Annotated in this window: 16 protein-coding genes; all 16 read right to left on the bottom strand. The window is 44.7% G+C overall.

Translation table 11 applies throughout. The annotated features are described in order from the left end of the window. Positions 1-86 precede the first annotated feature (86 nt). Positions 87-950: an energy-coupling factor transporter transmembrane component T family protein gene (locus ACZ449_RS08560; RefSeq protein ID WP_464260607.1), complete on the bottom strand. Its 864-nt coding sequence runs from the start codon at positions 948-950 to the stop codon at positions 87-89. After that, positions 944-2,602, bottom strand: a complete 1,659-nt coding sequence (locus ACZ449_RS08555; protein WP_464260606.1) for an ABC transporter ATP-binding protein — start codon at positions 2,600-2,602, stop codon at positions 944-946. The genes ACZ449_RS08560 and ACZ449_RS08555 overlap by 7 nt, the downstream gene beginning before the upstream one ends. Positions 2,603-2,613: 11 nt before the next feature. Continuing rightward, complete coding sequence (locus tag ACZ449_RS08550) at positions 2,614-4,488, bottom strand: hypothetical protein (RefSeq protein ID WP_464260605.1); 1,875 nt, start codon at positions 4,486-4,488, stop codon at positions 2,614-2,616. Positions 4,489-4,508: 20 nt separating this feature from the next. After that, positions 4,509-6,203 carry a WD40 repeat domain-containing protein gene (locus tag ACZ449_RS08545; protein WP_464260604.1) on the bottom strand — a complete coding sequence of 565 codons (1,695 nt, stop codon included), beginning with the start codon at positions 6,201-6,203 and terminating at the stop codon, positions 4,509-4,511. Between the two features lie 342 nt (positions 6,204-6,545). Beyond that, positions 6,546-7,685 (bottom strand): ISAs1 family transposase, encoded by a 1,140-nt coding sequence (locus tag ACZ449_RS08540; RefSeq protein WP_464260603.1) that lies wholly within the window; start codon positions 7,683-7,685, stop codon positions 6,546-6,548. Positions 7,686-7,811: 126 nt separating this feature from the next. Next, positions 7,812-8,474 (bottom strand): redox-sensing transcriptional repressor Rex, encoded by a 663-nt coding sequence (locus ACZ449_RS08535; RefSeq protein ID WP_464260602.1) that lies wholly within the window; start codon positions 8,472-8,474, stop codon positions 7,812-7,814. Between the two features lie 111 nt (positions 8,475-8,585). After that, complete coding sequence (locus ACZ449_RS08530; RefSeq protein ID WP_464260601.1) at positions 8,586-9,179, bottom strand: methyltransferase domain-containing protein; 594 nt, start codon at positions 9,177-9,179, stop codon at positions 8,586-8,588. Further along, positions 9,172-9,705 (bottom strand): ECF transporter S component, encoded by a 534-nt coding sequence (locus ACZ449_RS08525; protein WP_464260600.1) that lies wholly within the window; start codon positions 9,703-9,705, stop codon positions 9,172-9,174. Before ACZ449_RS08525 ends, ACZ449_RS08530 begins: the two co-directional genes overlap by 8 nt. A 30-nt stretch (positions 9,706-9,735) precedes the next feature. Continuing rightward, complete coding sequence (locus ACZ449_RS08520) at positions 9,736-11,769, bottom strand: TonB-dependent receptor (RefSeq protein WP_464260599.1); 2,034 nt, start codon at positions 11,767-11,769, stop codon at positions 9,736-9,738. A gap of 124 nt (positions 11,770-11,893) precedes the next feature. Continuing rightward, entirely contained in the window at positions 11,894-12,589 is a 696-nt protein-coding gene (locus tag ACZ449_RS08515; RefSeq protein ID WP_464260598.1) for an energy transducer TonB, read from the bottom strand. A gap of 4 nt (positions 12,590-12,593) precedes the next feature. Beyond that, entirely contained in the window at positions 12,594-13,007 is a 414-nt protein-coding gene (locus tag ACZ449_RS08510) for an ExbD/TolR family protein (protein ID WP_464260597.1), read from the bottom strand. Further along, positions 12,994-13,629: a MotA/TolQ/ExbB proton channel family protein gene (locus ACZ449_RS08505; RefSeq protein ID WP_464260596.1), complete on the bottom strand. Its 636-nt coding sequence runs from the start codon at positions 13,627-13,629 to the stop codon at positions 12,994-12,996. Before ACZ449_RS08505 ends, ACZ449_RS08510 begins: the two co-directional genes overlap by 14 nt. A 275-nt stretch (positions 13,630-13,904) precedes the next feature. Beyond that, positions 13,905-15,638 carry a methyl-accepting chemotaxis protein gene (locus ACZ449_RS08500; RefSeq protein WP_464260595.1) on the bottom strand — a complete coding sequence of 578 codons (1,734 nt, stop codon included), beginning with the start codon at positions 15,636-15,638 and terminating at the stop codon, positions 13,905-13,907. Between the two features lie 39 nt (positions 15,639-15,677). Next, on the bottom strand, positions 15,678-16,739 hold the full coding sequence (locus ACZ449_RS08495) for a SpoIIE family protein phosphatase (RefSeq protein ID WP_464260594.1): 1,062 nt from the start codon (positions 16,737-16,739) through the stop codon (positions 15,678-15,680). A gap of 25 nt (positions 16,740-16,764) precedes the next feature. Continuing rightward, entirely contained in the window at positions 16,765-17,067 is a 303-nt protein-coding gene (locus ACZ449_RS08490; RefSeq protein ID WP_464260593.1) for an STAS domain-containing protein, read from the bottom strand. Beyond that, positions 17,039-17,485, bottom strand: coding sequence for an ATP-binding protein (locus ACZ449_RS08485; protein WP_464260592.1), 447 nt, complete (start codon positions 17,483-17,485; stop codon positions 17,039-17,041). Before ACZ449_RS08485 ends, ACZ449_RS08490 begins: the two co-directional genes overlap by 29 nt. Between the last annotated feature and the right edge of the window lie 117 nt (positions 17,486-17,602).

The following is a 17,602-nucleotide window of genomic DNA, read 5'->3' as shown; positions in this document are numbered from 1 at the left end:
CCGGCATGTAACTTGTCCACATAATAGCTCCGATTTTCACTACACCATCTCCCCCTAAATTCAGCATTTATCCTGTGTATGGCTGTCTATAAATATGACCGAGCAATTTCATACACTGGTCGCAAACCTGAAGCGTAATATAATCCATATTGATAGCAAATATAACTAGTTTTACTAAGAGCAACTGCTGCTGCGCCTACGCTATAGCTGGCAAGAAACAGTTTTTCGCCAAGGGTAAAGCGCAGTTCTTCCAAGTAGGTACGTCGATCTTGCGAACGAAAAGCTCTGCTTTCCACTGCAACTGCCAGCGTTCCTGCCCGTCTGAGAGAGTTAGCCAGGATAGGTGACAGCAGTTGAATACTAAACTGACTGCCGCCGCGCATTTTGGACGCGGTGATAACCTGCATGGTTTCCTGCATCAATACCGGAATAAACCGTACAGCCGTCACAGCCATAAATGCCAGACTATATGGCAGACGCATCCGCACCAATCCTAAAAGCAATAAGCGGGTATCTGTCGTCCAACACACTAACAAACCAAGGGTTGTCATGGCTGCCATCCTCAGGCCTTGCCTGAGACCGTAGATAACCCCCTCCTGGTATACATACAAGCCTTTCGTCATTGCTCCCAAAACCGGTAAATCAGCGGGAATCAATGTGAAGATTGTTGTTCGCGGTACTTGTTCATAAAATAGCGCCTGACTAAATACAGCTCCCCATAAACCGAGCACCACAACTACAGCAGCGACTTTTAGCTTCATGAGAGCCAGCCTGGCAGTTATCATCCCCACCACGCCAAACGCCAGCAAGGCAGCCAGCAATACCGGATTATCCAAAAAGATAATAACAAAGCCGGTAATCATCAGCATGGCTATTTTCACCCGGGGGTCAAGACGGTGAATGATGGTTGTTTCTGCCCCACTCTGCGTAAGCTCCTGCCAATTCAACATATCCACCTTCCCTCCAGTTCAAGCGGCGTAAACACATCAGCAATACCTAAGTCCTGGCCTACCAGCCAGGACTGGGTAGGGCGAAGGCCGCTGCTCTTCAGCAAAGGCGCATTGGCAAACACCTTGCGCGGGGCATCGTCAGCAGCAACCTGTCCCTCATCAATAACAATAACCCTGGTCGCATACCGGATAACGGTCTCAACATCATGAGTACAAAACACCAATGTTTTCACTTGTTTCATTAAGGCTGACATCATGCTTTCAATATTTCGTTTGTCCTGTCCAGTTGTCGGCTCATCTAAGAATACAATTTCTGGCTGCATTGCCACAATGGCCGCTATCGCTGTTCTGAGACGCTGTCCCCGGCTTAACGCCAGTGGCGGGTCGTCCTGTAAATCAGTCAAAGCCAGCCCTTGGATTGCTTGGTTATAGCGTTCGGACAGTACGGCTGACACCATTTTCAGGTTGCGCAGGCCAAATTCCACCTCTTGGCGGACGCTACTGTGAAACAACATCAAATCAGGGTTCTGCATAACCATGCCAACAGTTCCGAGGGGCAGCTTTTGTTTGCCGGTTATCAGACATCCTGTCACCTTGACTGATCCCTGCTGGGGAGTTGTCAAGGCTGCCATATGAGCCATTAGCGTCGACTTACCTGCACCATTACGGCCCATTATCGCCACCTTTTCTCCTTGGAAAATAGTTACATTAATACCATTTAAGACCATTTTGTCATTTTTGGTATACTGGTAAAATAAATCATTAATTTCTAGAATCGGCACTCCGTCCGCAGCTAGTTGACAACAAGCTGCCGGTAACTCAAGCTTTCTTATACTGCCAGGTTTCAACATGTCGACAGTTTCCCTGACCGTCATGGCGATGCGGCCGTTTTTCAACCGCCGGCTTATTTCTACTGTTTCTGGCAAGCGTAAGCCCATCGCAACAAACAATTCCGCTTTGCACATCGCCTGGCGCGCTGGCGCATCAAACGCCACTTGCCCGTCCTTCATCACAATAATACGGTCAACATACTGCGCCACTTCATGGATACGATGCTCCACCATAACTACCGTAACCCCATATTCCCGGTTGAGCTTTTGGATTACTGCCATGACCTCGCTGGCTCCCTGGGGGTCAAGCTGGCTGATTGGTTCATCGAGTGCCAGTATCCTGGGTTCCAGCGCCAACATGGCGGCAATAGCCAACCGCTGTTTCTGACCACCTGATAAAGCGGACGTGCTCCGCAGCCGGTAACCGTCTAAATCTACCGCCTTAAGTGCCCATTCCAGCCTTTCTTCTATTTTTGCTGGTGGCATGCAAAGATTTTCCGGTCCAAAAGCCACCTCATCCTGAATCACAGTCGCAAAAATCTGATCATCCGGGTTTTGTTGCACCAATCCAACCGCAGCTGACAGTTCTGCCATGGTCATTGTTCGGGTGTCCTGTCCATTAATAGTAACTTTCCCCTGTGACTTGCCACCAGACAAATGGGGAATAATACCGTTAAAACATTTTAACAGGGTGCTTTTGCCACAACCGGTAGGCCCGGTTAAGAGAACAAACTCACCAGCGGCAATTGTCAGGCTTACTTGTTGTAGACTTGCTGCCTCCCGGCCCGGATACCAAAAACTAAAATCACTAACTTCAATCATGCTCTGCACCTCTAATCCATTGATGTTCGCCGTAATGTACTACCCAGCCGGCAGCCAATAAGCGCCCCACTGGCAGTATAGACAAAACCGGCTATAATAGCGGCATTAATATACCAATCGGCATAAAACAACCGGTATAAGGTCATATAAGCCATAAAATTCATATAGGTTGTAGCCACATCAACAAGGCCGCAGGCCAAGGCAATCACAACTGCCCTGCCGATAGTACAAGTACCAGCTTGTTTACGGGTAGCACCGGATGCATAGAGAGCTCCTTCCAGACATACAGCCAAAGCCGCATAGCTCATAACCTGTAAAGGCGTGAAGTGACCAAAAATAAACCCATTTAGAATAAACCGTACAATGATCATCAAGGTGATGGCTCCTGGCCGTGGTAACACCATCACCAGCGCCGTAATCAAGGCAAATAACATGGTTTGACTAAAAAATCCGGTAACCAAAAAACTAAACGGTCCAAAAATAACATGAGCAATATCCCACAAAACAGTCTGCGGCAGATTTACTGTTACAAAGGTAACTGTCCCAAACAACGAAATAACCACTAATTCTTTGGTTGTAAACCGTGCTAAGGCAGCCTCCTGGCGCCATAGCAGCCAGCCGATACTCAGCACGGCGATCAGCGACATGCCTAAGGTGATGATAACCGGACAGTCATTACGGGTAATGAGCTGTACCGGGGTTTCGGAACTGGCAATTACCTGTTTAGCCCCAAAAACTGAAGCCTCTGTTCGTAGCAGATAGCTGCCGGCGACTGCGCTATTTTCGTTTAAGTACACAGGCAATACCACCTGGCTGCTGGAATGCGGTGGTATGGCGGCAACACCATAGCTGTAGCCCAGCCCGGAATTTTTATGAGGCGGTGACGTAAACGCTGGCGCCAACACGTCACTTGCCGGCTCGATGATCTTACCAGATACCAGCGTCAATACCTGCTCGTCGCCATCATTACTAACCATAATACTGGCATAAGCAAACGGCTCGTCATCAAGCCGCCTGTTATCAGATTCCCCGCCTGCCAGCGCAGCCAGCCTGCTGGGCGGCGCATAAACAAGGCTGCCAGAACTGGCTTTCTGATCAAACCGCCCGGTGAAATCTACTGGCAGCTCTACTGTCTGGATGCGAATTCTACTGCTGATATCAGCCACTGAGGCCACTAGCACCGCCGCCTGTCCAGTCAGTTGCCACTGTTCGCGCCCACTATCCAGTTTCACCGTTACCTGCAGCACCGGTTTAGCGCCAGCCTGAATCGCTTTCAGTTGCACTTGTTCATTCCAATACTCATTTTTTGCTGCTATCCGGCGCTGCCCAATGATGTGCCAAGTACTGCCAACTTGCTCAATATGCATTCCCTGCGGTGTTTTTTGTACTTCTACACCAAGAGGAATTTCTATATCTAATAATGCATCGACAGGCTGTTTTGTATGGTTTGTCAGCAAAATATTGGCAATAAATGAACTATCTGCTGGCACCACTCCAATACTTCCTGCATGATTCAAGCCATAAGGAGCCTGAATCATGCAGGATACTTTTTCCAGGCCGACTGCCGGACTTTGCGCCGTCAGTACAGCACTGCGTCCACCCGAAAGTGTCAGATCAAACAAATATTTTTTATCAGGTTCCCACTTGATAAAGATGGGTAGCTTTTGTCTTTCCCCTGGCCCGATTGTAGCAACTGACAAAAGCTGGCCAGCCTCATTTTTCACAGTTACCTTAGTAACCGCTTGGGGAAGATCGAATGAAATATCTACACCCTGCCTAGTAAAGGCAACCTGTCCTGCTACCACCTGTTCCGGGGTAAAAAAAATATATCCACTTACAATAACTACGGCTATAACTGCCAGCAGCATCCATCTAATTCTCGTCATTGCCTGTCTCCGTTCATAGCCTATCGCAAGATATGTAGGCGGTGTTTACCAACCGCTCTGTCATCAAGCTGGCGAATCGGCGCTTCTACGCCGCTTATTACACTGCCGTCAGCTGCAATTCCGGCAGCTACAGACACGCCCTCCACGGGATAAAACCATACCAACGGCTCTCCACTTGTCTGGGATAAATCCAGGCAATATATGCCAGATTTATCCTTTTCGTTTGTCACATAATTATGGTAGATAGGGATGAGTACATACCGTCTGTCCTGGGAAAACTTAAGTTTGCTAATGCCGCCCTCAGACTGCCATTTCCATACAAGTTCACCGCCAGTACTGTAGGAAAACAAGGTAGTCGCGTCCGGGTGCATAAAAGGCGGCGCTCCTGCTGTGGTTGTTTTGTCAGCCAGAAAGGTGGCACCAGTCATAAAAAAAGCTTTTCCCTCATCAGTGACTTGCGCTGTATTACCATAAGCATATAGTGGCACACCGCCAATCTGTTGAATCTGGCTGATTTGCCTAAGCCATAGCAGGCGAAATTCCTGACTTGCCCCAGCCTCGGACGCCATACTTGTAATACCGCTGATATCAAACAGCATACCGCGATTGTCAGCAGTGACCACGGTAAGATACTTACCGTTAGGGGAAATGCTGATCCCGTCAAAAATCCCCACATAGTTAAATTGCTTATCCTTGGGAGTTAATTGCTGCAACCCCATCAACTTGCCTGTTGTACCTTCGAGAATACGAATACTGCCATCAAGATAGGTTTGCCCCTTGCTCCAGGAGTGATTGGCAAATACAAGCTTACTACCATCAGCCGCATAGGCCAGACGTGACACGCCGGTATCCATGACCCCAGCTTCCGGATAACGCCATAGGGACTGGCCGGTAGTACTGTCAAACGTCCTGACAACACAGCTGGTAACATACCTCACATTGGCTTTTTCACCGGCTTGTTCAGCGACTCGCTCTGTATATTCAGCACTTGCCGTAACCTTATCACCGATAACAACTATGTTGGTAATTTTAGGCCGGTTGTTCCATCTTTGCATATTACCATTACCAATATCAGCAGCCATGCTGTACTGCCACAGAATCTTACCGCTAGCGCTGTCGAAGGCGTATAGATTACCATCCATGCTGGATTCACCGACATATAGCTTAGAACCATCAGCAGCAAACGCTACCGCCATACCTACACCGCCTGGTATCCGGTACTCCCAGATTTTTTGGCCGGTATTATCATACAAATATATATTGTGATCAAACGACGCCACCCCAATATATTTGCCGTCAGCCGACACAGCAACATCCTCATAAACCGCTGGCGACCAGTCCTTGATCGACGGGGTCTGTTCCAGCGCACCAAGCTCGCCGCTATATACTAGTAATGGCGTAGGGTTCATTGGAGCCCCACCACTCCAGGTTTTACCATCTATCTGCACCTCGTAGTTCGCCCCAGGCTGCCAGGCTTCCGGAATAAGCAGGCTGCCATTGCCAATTATCTGCCAATCGGCCGCTTTGCTTTGATTATTACTAGTAATAGTAACATCTTGCGGAGTGCTACCTGCTGCCACAGCATTCACAATTACCAAACCATCCTTTGTAAATACTCCCTGCAAAGCGGTTGCGGTATTACTTTTATAATCTAAACCAACAGCACTGGCAATTAGTAATATAACTACAACTGTGCTTTTAAATAATTTCATCATTTATCAGCCTTGCGGCAAACGCCTCCTTGACACAAAAATAGCCATGAGAAATAAACATACATGCCCGCTTGCTGCGAACGCTGTTCACCTTCATGGCTAATAATTCAATTATTGATCTTTAGTACTACAGCACATACGAAAAGACCATGAAAAATTACAGTCTTATTTTAAGACTATAACCTTCATGGTCAAATCACTCTAAATTAACAGCATTGCCGCTGTTATCACCAAAATGGCATATGCCATCTCTAACCTAATAGCAGCTTCAGCTACTAACTATGTTATATTTTACACTTACTCATTTTTTATGTCAATGAAAACTTTGTCAATTCCAGGGCATGTTCATGAAAAAAGCTGAGGATTAAAAACAACGGATTCCATAAAATTCATATCCAAAGAACAACGATATCGTTTTCTTTGAATAGACATCTTGGATTCTGTTTCCATTTTTAATAAATTGGCAGACAACCTTCGAAGTTGTGACAAGTTTGCTGCCTCAATCTGTAGTCGTGTCAGCCATTGATCTTCGCGAAAACCAACGTCTAACACCCAGTGCAAGTTGTTTTCGATTCCCCAGTGAGACCTGGAAGCTTGGGCAATTTCTTCTACTCCACCTTGTGCACTCGTGATATAGAGACGAATTTCTGACTGTGCTTCAGTAGCGGTTTTGATATCGGTACGACGACTCTCCGTCAGTAGCAGCCCTGACAACCCAGTCCATTGCTTCTTATCTTTAAACCAGTCTAAGTCACGAAACAAATAGTAACGGCGTTCTTCTATCCTGCCATGTCCCTTTTCAATGGTGCGGTACATTTCATATTGATCTTTTTCATGTGGGTCTTGAATCATGGATTGCGCATATTCAAGAAACTCTCGGTACATGGTCCCTTGATTGCCTTTGAGCCCGATGAGATAGTCAGCCTTCTTTTCTTTAACAATCTTTTTTACCAGTTCTTTCTGGCATCCCATTGCATCCATTGTAACGATAGCACCTTTTAGGTCCAACAGATCTAGTAATTCTGGGATGGCGGTAATTTCATTGCTTTTGGCCTGCGTGTTTATCTGAGCCAAAGAAATTTTGTTTTCACTACACCACGCACCAACCATATAGATTAATCCTTTTCTACCTTCATTGTGGTAGGTGCTGGCAAGGGCCTTTCCATCTAGAGCAACCACACGTCTTTTACTAATCACTTCGACATTAGCCATGATTTGGGAAAACAGAACGGCAAAGGCTTTGGGTTGGATGATTTGTAAAACCCTAGCAAAGGTCAGACGGCTTGGGATACCATTCTCCATCGTGAGAATGGTTTGCAGCCATTGTTTCCTTGATACAGCAAAATCATGAATTTCCGAAGCACTGTTGGCGTTGCAGGTTACTGCAAGTAGACAAATGAACAAAATGTCCGATATTTTATGCTTGATTTTCCAGGATTGCCTAGGATCTGGCATCTTTTCCAATATAGCAATAAGATTTTCCATCTTCTTCACCTCATTGCTATAATTTTCTTTTTCTTCCTTTTTTCCTTCTTTTTATTTTCATGAACATGCCCTGTGTCAATTCAAATAAAGCTTGCACAACTGCATTATCTAAATTATGCTTTGTGCCTAACAAAGATACTCTTCCGATAATCCGCCGCTATTCAAATTATACGACAATTGACTAAGGCAAGAAGTCATATTCATCTGGCTAAGCGAAACATCACTCGGAACACATACAGGTACAGCTGAAAGATTCGCCACTCCTTTTATCCCGGCCTTAACCATCATATTAACCACTTTTTGCGCATGTTTTGGCAGCACATTAATCAGTCCGATGGATATCCCCTGCTCTTTTATTACGCTTGCCAAATTCCCCATTGGCTGAACTATCAAGTTAAGTCCGGGAATTTTATAACCATGGTTATTTTTATCCAAATCAGCAACAGCAGTAATTGTAAAGCCAGGCGGCAGCAAGCCGTTATAGTTGCCAACCCCTGTCAGCGGACTGCCAATACCGGCAAGCAGCACCTTCCATTCTGTATTGTAACCAAGAATTTCACCAATCCAAGATAAGAGAAAGCTCACTTCATAGCCGACTCCTTTTGTACCAAATCCGCCAAAACAGGCCAAATCCCGGCGAATAACCGACGAAGAAATACCTGTACGCTGGCCCAATTGGTTAGATGCACAAACCACTTCCCCCTCTTCCTGCATTTTCTTTAAGGTGTTATAGTACACCGCCATTCTTGCAATAGTGAGCTTAGATACGTCTTCTCGTGCTTTAATCACTCTCGTCATCTCCTTAGTAGATTTTTAAATTTCTTTAAAAGAAAAAGGCATGAAGCTACGGCAAATTACCGTTGGCTTCATACCTACGTTTGTACACATATGAGTTTCTAACTAGTTCTTTACAGCTTTAATAAAATAGCGATCCTCGGCATCAATTATCTGGGTCACTTGATATCCGGCAGTTGTCAGCCACTCGCTTACTGTTTCTCCAGGCGCCAGGCGGTCATTCTTGACAACCTCACTGTCCTGATGGATGGCATTGACTTGTTGCCTGGAAATGTCATGCATAATGACCAGCAATCCCCCTTCACGCAGCAGACTTCGCATGTGGGTCATAAACCCTTGTTTGTCCTTAATATGCGGAAAAAAATTAAAACATAACACGGCATCAAATACACCTTCTTCAGGTACAAACTTCATAATATCGGCAACAGTAAATGAAATACCACCAAGACTGCCGTATTTCTCCTCAGCCTTAGCCAGCATATTGGCTGAAAAATCTACTGCCGTAATTTTGCCTGCTGAATCAACTGCTTTTTTAATGAAAGGCAGCAACACGCCTGTGCCACTGCCAGCATCCAGCACTTTAAAGCCAGGATCTAAACCAACCAGTTCTACAAGCTCGGCTATTTTTTCTGCATCAAGCGAACGAGTACTATCCCATTGACCGGCAATTTTGTCAAAAAATTCGCGTCCATTATCCATGTGCTTTCACCTGCTTACATATCCCGCTAACAGCCTCAAGTTTTTTCACAAGCAGCGGAATAAATAGTAATTGTATAACAATCCCTGGCAAACCTATAGAAATAGCACCAATAATATATGTCAGTGGCTCCAACTTGACTGCCAACAGCATAACCATACCGGCCACTACCAGTGTAGCGGCCAAACGACCTGCCAGCATGGCACCGATCAGTGACCAAACTAGTGGGAGCTTACATTGCCGATATAAATATCCGGTCATGATCCCATATACCCCCAATTCCACTGCCATAATCGGCAGCATAGGCATTATTGGCGGCATTCCGGTTGTTAAACTGCTGACAATTGGTGTCAGCATACCTGTCGCCAAACCACCTTTTATTCCAAGCATCAGGCCAGCCATAAGTACCGGAATGTGCATCGGTAAAAAAACAGAACCAACCCCACCAAGCAGATGGAAGGCTATTGGCAATAGCACCCCCAGTGCAGTAAACATGGCTACATGAATTAGTTTCCGAGTATAACTCATAAACACACCTTCTAACCTATAAAATCGCGGTTATATTTTTTGTGTAAAATTGACATAATAGGAGCGTCCAGGCATCGGGTACCCAATTTGTTCAACATACTGTTTATCAAAAATATTATCTACATAGAGACTGATGCTTTTCGTCTTGTCAAGTTCTCTTACTATACCCAAATTATGTATGGTATAACTGCCAATGTTGTTAACCGTATTGTTATATAGCGCTTTTTGGTCACCAATGAAATTAATGCTATACCGCACCTGCCAGGGCTTAGCATCATACTGATAGGCAAGCGATGCTTTATGTAACGGACGATAATCAAGTGCATCTGTCATCCCTGCGTCAGTACGGGTTGCCCCCACTTTCTTAGTATGTTGATTGGTATAGTTAAGGATTAGGCTATTCGATTCGTTCATTTTAAAGACGTTTTCCCACTCAGCGCCCCATACCTTGACTTTATCAACATTGTAGCAGAAGAATGGGAATTCATGTTGGAAATTAATATAATCAGAAATATCCTGGTAGAACAACGTAACTTTGGTGTTATATTTATCACTGATCTTTTGCTCAAACCCGGTCTCATAGCTATATCCTTTTTCCGGTTTTACCTGCTGCTGATAGCCAGGGTTCGTGGAGCCGGCCTTCATTTTTGAATTATAATTTTGTGACCACCAATAGTACTCAGCCATAGACGGCGCGCGCCACAACCGGTTTACCGAAACAAATGTGTTAGTTGTTGCATTATTGCGGAAAGATAAGCTCAATTTCGGCGACAAGGAATCTGTGTCATAGTCCCGCATCGTTGTAGCCCTGCTATCATCGCGTGTAGCCGAAAAATGATCATACCGTAAGCCTAGATAAGCAGACCATCTCTCTGCCAGTTTCCAGCTGTCGTCAACATAGGTTCCCCATAAATCGATCTTTTGCGAAGGATATATCTGGTCAGTACCGCCAGCCGGTCGAATATCGTAATACCCATATCCGTAACGCAGCCGCTTATATTCACCACCATACCCAATTGTATGACCATTAATTTTCGACTGACCTGATATGCCAATATTATCCGATTTATCACTTACTATGGTACGATCAAGTTCAACTGCCGTGCCTGCGGCGTTATAGTTGACTTCGCGGCGTTTTTCGTCATTCTTCCAGTAATCTACCTGCCAAAAACCGCTCTCTGTCTTATGTCTGTAGGCAAAATCATAGTACGTGTTGGTTTTTTCCCAATAGGCACCTGGATTTAGGGCAGAACTGACAGAGGGTGCTGGCGACAGACTCTCACCATCACTGATTGGATAGCTGGAATCATAATTTGCTCCCGGCTTATTTGCAATAATGTAGCCCCGTTTGGTTTCGGTGCGGTTGACTCCGGCAGAAACAGTGTCCTCATCAGTTATGTCATAGTTTAGCCGCAAACCGTATTGTTTCGCTTCATAGTCATTGTTGCGCAGATAGGCGTCTGTTTCGGTCTTGTTAGCAATAACATTAAAATCCAGCTTACCTGCTGAGCCACTATAGTTAAATAAATAATCATGCCGGCCATTACTACCTGATAGAATATTAATTTCCCCGCCATTTACACCTTTGTCACGGGTAATAATGTTAATAACCCCGCCCAGGGTATTGCCATGAGCAGCTGATTTTCCCCCTTTGATAATTTGAATTTTTTCCACTGTATTAAGCGGGATAGTTGTCCAATCCACGTACTGTCCGCCCATAACCCCGGCAGAATTAATTTGGCGGCCATTTAAGAGCACAGTATAACGCCGCGCATCAAAACCCCGCAGCTTAACTGTGCCGTCCTGGTTGTCACCGGCACTGGCCCGTTGCTGAATATCAATACCGGCACAACTGCGTAAAAGTTCGGGAATGGTAGATGCCTTACCAGGGCTTACTGTTTTTACATTAACTGTGGTATCTGCGTTGCTCTTGGTGACACCCTCGGCCTGAATCACAATTTCCTCAAGATTGTAGCTAGGAACATCTTCAGCCATAACCGGCATTCCGGCCAGTAGTATTCCGGCCGCAACTGCAGTAGCAAGTGTTCTTTTATTTAATTTCATTCTTCTTGCCTCCATCAATTACAATAAAAGGCACGCAAACCAACAGGAACTTCACGTTCCCGCAAGGCTTCCTGCCTTAGTCAACTATTTTCAATTACTACTTGTGCCAGTACTTTGCAAACATTTAGGTTAAATCAAATACAACTGCCAGTGTAGTAAAACACCGGATAGCCTGTCCATCTTCCTCAGCCGGTACAAACCGCCATCGGCGGACAGCCTGCAGAGCCGCTTCATCAAGCGAACTCCGACCAGAAGAGCGTACAATCCGCACTTCGCCAGTGCGACCATTTTCTAATACTTCAATTTTTACACCCACCGTACCAGCAATCCCATCTTGCCTGGCATCTTCCGGGTAATCAGGCTCAACCTTACTTAAAATACGCGGCGCCGATACGCTTTTACGTGCGGCTGGCGGCGCGGCTGATTCTCCCCCAGCTGTGCCACCTATTGCTGCAGCAGGCGGCGCAGCATCAGTTGCACCACTGCCAGATGATGATGCTGGTTCGGCTGGCTGACTAAAACGATCGGCTACTGCAGCGCTTGCTTGCGCATTTACGATTGGGTTTGGATTAGAGGGAGTTGGGGTAACAGGCGGTGTCATAGGTTGCGCGATTGAACTGGCAGCCTGTGGCATGGTTATCGGTACTGCTGCAACCTGTTCTGGTAGAGCTACACTGCTGATAAGCTCCATCTCGATGGTTTCCGGTTCGGCTGCTTTACTAAATATACCGCCACCTAACCAGCCTGCGCCGACAAATAGCAGACAATGAATACAGCACGAAACTATTGTAGCGCACCGCCAATAGGATTGTTTAGACATGACCTCACCTCTGCGCTTGTTGTTCAGTAGCTACAGCTACCTTTTTTACACCGACTGCTTTAAGCTCATCCAATATCATGACAACCCTGCCATATTCAGCCTGCTTGTCTGCCCGCAGGATAAACGCAGTATCAGTCTGGCGGGCAAGCTGGGCCTGAATGCGGGCTTTAAATAGTTCGGCGGGAATCTGTTCCTGATCAACATATATAGCACCGTCCTTAGCTACCGTAATAGCTACATTCTTAGCCATATCTGATTGGGCGGCGCTGGCCTGCGGCAAATTAACCGGCAATGTGCGTTGTTCCACCATGTACAAGGTACTCATCATGAAAAATACCAGCAAAAAAAAGATAATATCAATCATGGGAATAATCATAATCTTAGGCTGGCTCTCTACCCGTAAACTACGCAGTTTCACGTCTGTCACTCCGTCTCTTGGCTTCCGCTAATAATGCGCCGGACTCTTCCATTCCAGTAATAATCGTATCAAGCCAATGGCTATAATAGGTATGGACAATAAGTGCAGTAACCGCTACACAAAGTCCGGTAGCTGTTGCCACAAGTGCCTCGCCTACCCCCCCGGTAATAGCCTGGGGCTGTCCTGTCTTAATACTCATAACGCTAAACGATGAAATCATGCCAACAACTGTGCCCAATAGTCCCAGCAGCGGCGACAAGGTGACAATGGTATCAAGATAACCGAGCTTCTCCCGTAGTTTCGCGGCTGACTGTGCTGCGGCGTTAGACATAGCACTTTCCAGATCACAGGCATCAAACTGAATATTAGCTAATCCCCGCGACAACATCATACCCTCAGCACCACCAGTACTGTCACACACCCGCTGTGCCCCGGCCCAATCACAATTATTAAACCGAGTAATCAATTCAGGCAATAGTTTAGTATGATCAGTAGCGGCTTTACGATAATGCAAATACCGTTCAACGGCAATCGTTATTACCATAAATGAGCATAAGAGCAACGGATACATCACCAGACCGCCTTTTCTAAACAGTTCAACACTGCTACCAATAAGCTCCATTTAATTTCTCCCCCATATCTTATCAGGCTATATTTTTAAACGAATTAACATGCCACCTCCAAAAATAAAAAACCACAAAGATCTACGGTCATTCTTAACCGTAATACCTTCGTGGTTGTTTGCTCATAGTATATAATTATCTTTTACTACTATACCGAACAGCCTTCTTGACTGTATTTGTTAAAATAATAACATAATTATAGTAGGTTTGGCAATAGGAGATTTTTCAGTCGATAAATAACTTCTATTGGTTTTTCATTTAGCAAGGTTCTTCTTTAAACCAAGAATTTTTCCACCGATTTTTCTAATTCATTTGCCATTGCACTTGTTTCTTCTGCACTAGCGGCCACTGTCTGCAATGCTGCGGATTGCTGCTCATCAGAAGCCATTACCTCTTCACTGTGTGCGGCCACTGTTTCAATAACACTAGAAAGATCGTTGATTAGTTTCACAATTTGGTCTGAGTTAGCAACCTGTTCAGAGGTAATATTCCCAATTTCCCTGGTTTCTCCAGCCATGAGTGTTACCGCCTGCAAGATTGTATCAAGTGCCAAACCTGCCGCATTTACAGTAGTAACACCGCCTTCTACTTCTATAACATTTTGTGTCATGGCTGATACAGCTAGTTGTGTTTTTTCGGTAACCTTCTGAACCAAGGAAGTAATCTCTTGTGCTCCTTGATTAGACTGTTCAGCCAACCGCCGGACTTCTTCCGCCACCACCGCAAATCCGCGTCCGTGTTCTCCGGCCCGGGCAGCTTCAATAGCGGCATTAAGTGCCAGCAGATTAGTCTGTTTGGCAATTGCAGTAATGGTGTCAGTGATCTGCGAAATTTGCTGAGAGTAATCATTTAATTCACCGATAATCTGGCTGGAGCGTTTGGTCTGCTCCGTAATGTTATCCATCTTACTAACCGATTCAGTAACTTTAGCCCGCCCGTTTTCAGCTGCTGCCAAAGTCTCTGTTGAATTTTTGCCAGTATCATTGGCTTTTTTCTTAGCAATTTGAATAAGACTGGACAACTCTACTAAGGCCTGTGACGCTTCTAGCATAGACCGATTACCGCTATCTGCCTCATTAGACAAATGTTCCATACTTTTTGTAACTGTTTCACTTGTGGCTGTAACCTCTTCAATAGATGCCGCCGTTTGCTCTGATGCGGCAGCCAGCTGTTCTGAAGCTGAACGGATATTGGCAATCATACTAATAAAATGATTATGCATAATGCTTAGGGAGTGTCCCAATTCACCGATTTCATCAGTGGAATTTAGCTCCACAACATCACGCAAATCTCCTGCAGCATATTGCTTAGTAATAGTAGTTAGAGCAAGTATGGGTTTTCTGATCATATTCGTTAACACCACAGCAATAACTATCCCCAATACTAGCACAATCAGACTGATTACAATAGAAAACAGGTTAACCTTGTCAGCCCGAGCCTTACTATCATCAATCAATGTTTTCGCAAGATGTACATTATTTTCAGCAATACCATCAGCCTTAGCTGCTATCGCTTGAGACAAGGGTGCCAGCCGCTTAGTAATTCCGCTCAGCTTTATCTCGCACTCTCGTTCTAAAGCAGCATTGCCTGCCACCTTGGCAGCATGATAGGCCTTGGCCAATGGCATATAATCCTTTACAATAATCTCTCGATACTGAGTTGTTTCATCAATTAGTGTCTGAACCTCCTGGTGTTTGTCCGCTCTAGCTATAGCCAACAGTTCTTTTTCCGATGTCAGCAGTTTCTCAAAACCACTATCGGTTTGCCCCAGGTATACGGTTTCACCATAAGCGGCATACCCGCGAATAGCGGCTATGGTGTTCTTATACTGCACAGCAATCTGATCGGCTAACGCCATCCGCTCATTGGCCTCATCAATTTTCACTAATTCCACTTTCGCACTTTGCAAGTTGGTAAAAGAAATAATTGTCATACTAATCATCAGTAGTAAGATGATGCCAAAACTTACTGCAAATTTGAAACTTAATTTTGTTTTCAACAATATCACTCCCCTAATTCACTAAACCACCTGCCATTATTATATAAATTAACGTATAAATATCCCGATGCCTGAAGCATCATCCTTAATTGTTTTGTTAAACGGCAGGGTTTTGCAAAGTTCATACAGCGACCAAAAATTATGTGAATTATCGATAGGTTGCTGCAGCATTTCAAAAAGACCGTCTGTCAAAAAGAAAAAACTATCGCCTGACTGAAAGGTCAGTACACCCTCATCATAGGCTTCATTTTCATTAATGCCTAAAAACAGGCCCGGACTCTTTATCACTGTTGCTCCCTTGCTATTTAAACAAACAAAATGGCTTATCCCGGCAGAAGAATATGTCAATGTCTTATTGTTAAAATCAATTGCAAACAGCAAAGCCGCAGCAAAACCACCGCAACTAAAAAACGGCATAACTTCGTTATTAATCCATACTAGTTTGTCACTGACAGCTATATGTTTCTCAACCGCCTGTCGAAAGAGATAGCGCAAAATCCCTCCCTGACTAGTTGCAGCAATCCCATGCCCCATCACATCCAGAATAGTTCCAAACAGAATTTGATTATCATTATTATACTGAACATCATACAAATCACCGCTCAAGCCGTGTAACGGCTGATAAACAGTTCTCATACAAAATAATTCGTTTTCTAACTCTGCCGGCAATAGTAATCGCTGGATCTTGCCGGCAATTTCCACTTCCTGCCGCATTTTTCCGTCAGCAGTTACATCCCTTACTAAAGCTGCAATAACAGACTTGCCATGCATAATCAAGCAGCGAGCACTAATCTCCACCTTAAATTGTGTCCCGTCTTTCTTTACATGATTTGCTGTAAAAATATAGCCTCGTTTTGCTTGGTCAATCACCCTATCCATTTTTTCACATACGGTTTCCCTCGACTCATGACTTAAATCCACAATTGACAGACTGTCAAATTCCTGTTGCTCATACCGATACATATTCAATGCCTTTTGGTTCATAAATAAAACAGCATTGGTTTTGGAATCCACCAAAAGCACGGCGTCATTGATCATATCCAATAAATCAAACCGTTGGCAATACTCGCACATCTCCGGTCTAATTCCATTTTTCATAATAACACTCAATTCTTACATCCCCTTGCTGGTTCAGTTACTGCATGTCAAATACCTTGTTCAAGCGAGTTAATTCAAATAATTCTTTTACAAAGCCAGTTGCACCGCTAATAACCAAGCTGCCACTACATTGTCGTGTCCGCTTGTGGATAGAAACCAAGACACCTAGACCAGAACTGTCGATATAGTCAACCTTATTCATTTTTATGAGAAAATGTTTTTGTCCTTCTTCCATGTGTTTAATGAGTTTTTCCCTCAGAACCTCTGCTCCTTCAACATACAACCCACCAGACAAATCAACGATAACTTGGTTATTGACAATATTGGTATTGATTTGCATTTAATAACTTCCCCCTTTTTACAACTTTATGTTCAGATGCAATTGACGAAATGTCTACTTTTTTCACCAACACTATTTCGCTAGGTTCTGATGTAAAATAATACTGATCCACGCAATGTCTGATAATTTCCATGCCTCGTCCACTTTCACGTAAACCGTCTTCCTTATTTACTTTAGCTGGCACAAAACCTTGTCCTTCATCACGGATAATGACTCTAACTTCCCCATGCAAGTTTTTTATGGTTAACTGTACTTTTTTGGTCTGATCTTGCCCATTGCCATGAAAAATAGCATTATTCACAGCCTCGTTGATCGCGACAAAGAAGAGTTCAATTCCTGTAACCCGCATTTCGGTCAATTGTTCGCGCACCGCTTCACGCAATTTTGAAAATTCTTCCACTGTGGAAAAGCAATACATACCACTCACCTCTTACATGCTATTTTCATGAAGCATATAAAAATAGCATGAATCAACAAAAGAACTTCTCTTGTAGCCTCATGCCACCGTTATACATAACTATAACCTCGAATATTG

The sequence above is a fragment of the Desulfosporomusa polytropa genome, from assembly GCF_055380075.1.
This window is presented reverse-complemented; position numbering and strand designations above follow the sequence as displayed.

What these genes read in the sequence shown, in the direction of transcription:
- ACZ449_RS08545 (WP_464260604.1), bottom strand. Translation starts at nt 6,203, where the DNA reads ATGATGAAATTATTTAAAAGCACAGTTGTAGTTATATTACTAATTGCC.
- ACZ449_RS08515 (WP_464260598.1), bottom strand. Translation starts at nt 12,589, where the DNA reads ATGTCTAAACAATCCTATTGGCGGTGCGCTACAATAGTTTCGTGCTGT.
- ACZ449_RS08550 (WP_464260605.1), bottom strand. Translation starts at nt 4,488, where the DNA reads ATGACGAGAATTAGATGGATGCTGCTGGCAGTTATAGCCGTAGTTATT.
- ACZ449_RS08485 (WP_464260592.1), bottom strand. Translation starts at nt 17,485, where the DNA reads ATGTATTGCTTTTCCACAGTGGAAGAATTTTCAAAATTGCGTGAAGCG.
- ACZ449_RS08505 (WP_464260596.1), bottom strand. Translation starts at nt 13,629, where the DNA reads ATGGAGCTTATTGGTAGCAGTGTTGAACTGTTTAGAAAAGGCGGTCTG.
- ACZ449_RS08530 (WP_464260601.1), bottom strand. Translation starts at nt 9,179, where the DNA reads ATGGATAATGGACGCGAATTTTTTGACAAAATTGCCGGTCAATGGGAT.
- ACZ449_RS08490 (WP_464260593.1), bottom strand. Translation starts at nt 17,067, where the DNA reads ATGCAAATCAATACCAATATTGTCAATAACCAAGTTATCGTTGATTTG.
- ACZ449_RS08520 (WP_464260599.1), bottom strand. Translation starts at nt 11,769, where the DNA reads ATGAAATTAAATAAAAGAACACTTGCTACTGCAGTTGCGGCCGGAATA.
- ACZ449_RS08525 (WP_464260600.1), bottom strand. Translation starts at nt 9,705, where the DNA reads ATGAGTTATACTCGGAAACTAATTCATGTAGCCATGTTTACTGCACTG.
- ACZ449_RS08560 (WP_464260607.1), bottom strand. Translation starts at nt 950, where the DNA reads ATGTTGAATTGGCAGGAGCTTACGCAGAGTGGGGCAGAAACAACCATC.
- ACZ449_RS08540 (WP_464260603.1), bottom strand. Translation starts at nt 7,685, where the DNA reads ATGGAAAATCTTATTGCTATATTGGAAAAGATGCCAGATCCTAGGCAA.
- ACZ449_RS08555 (WP_464260606.1), bottom strand. Translation starts at nt 2,602, where the DNA reads ATGATTGAAGTTAGTGATTTTAGTTTTTGGTATCCGGGCCGGGAGGCA.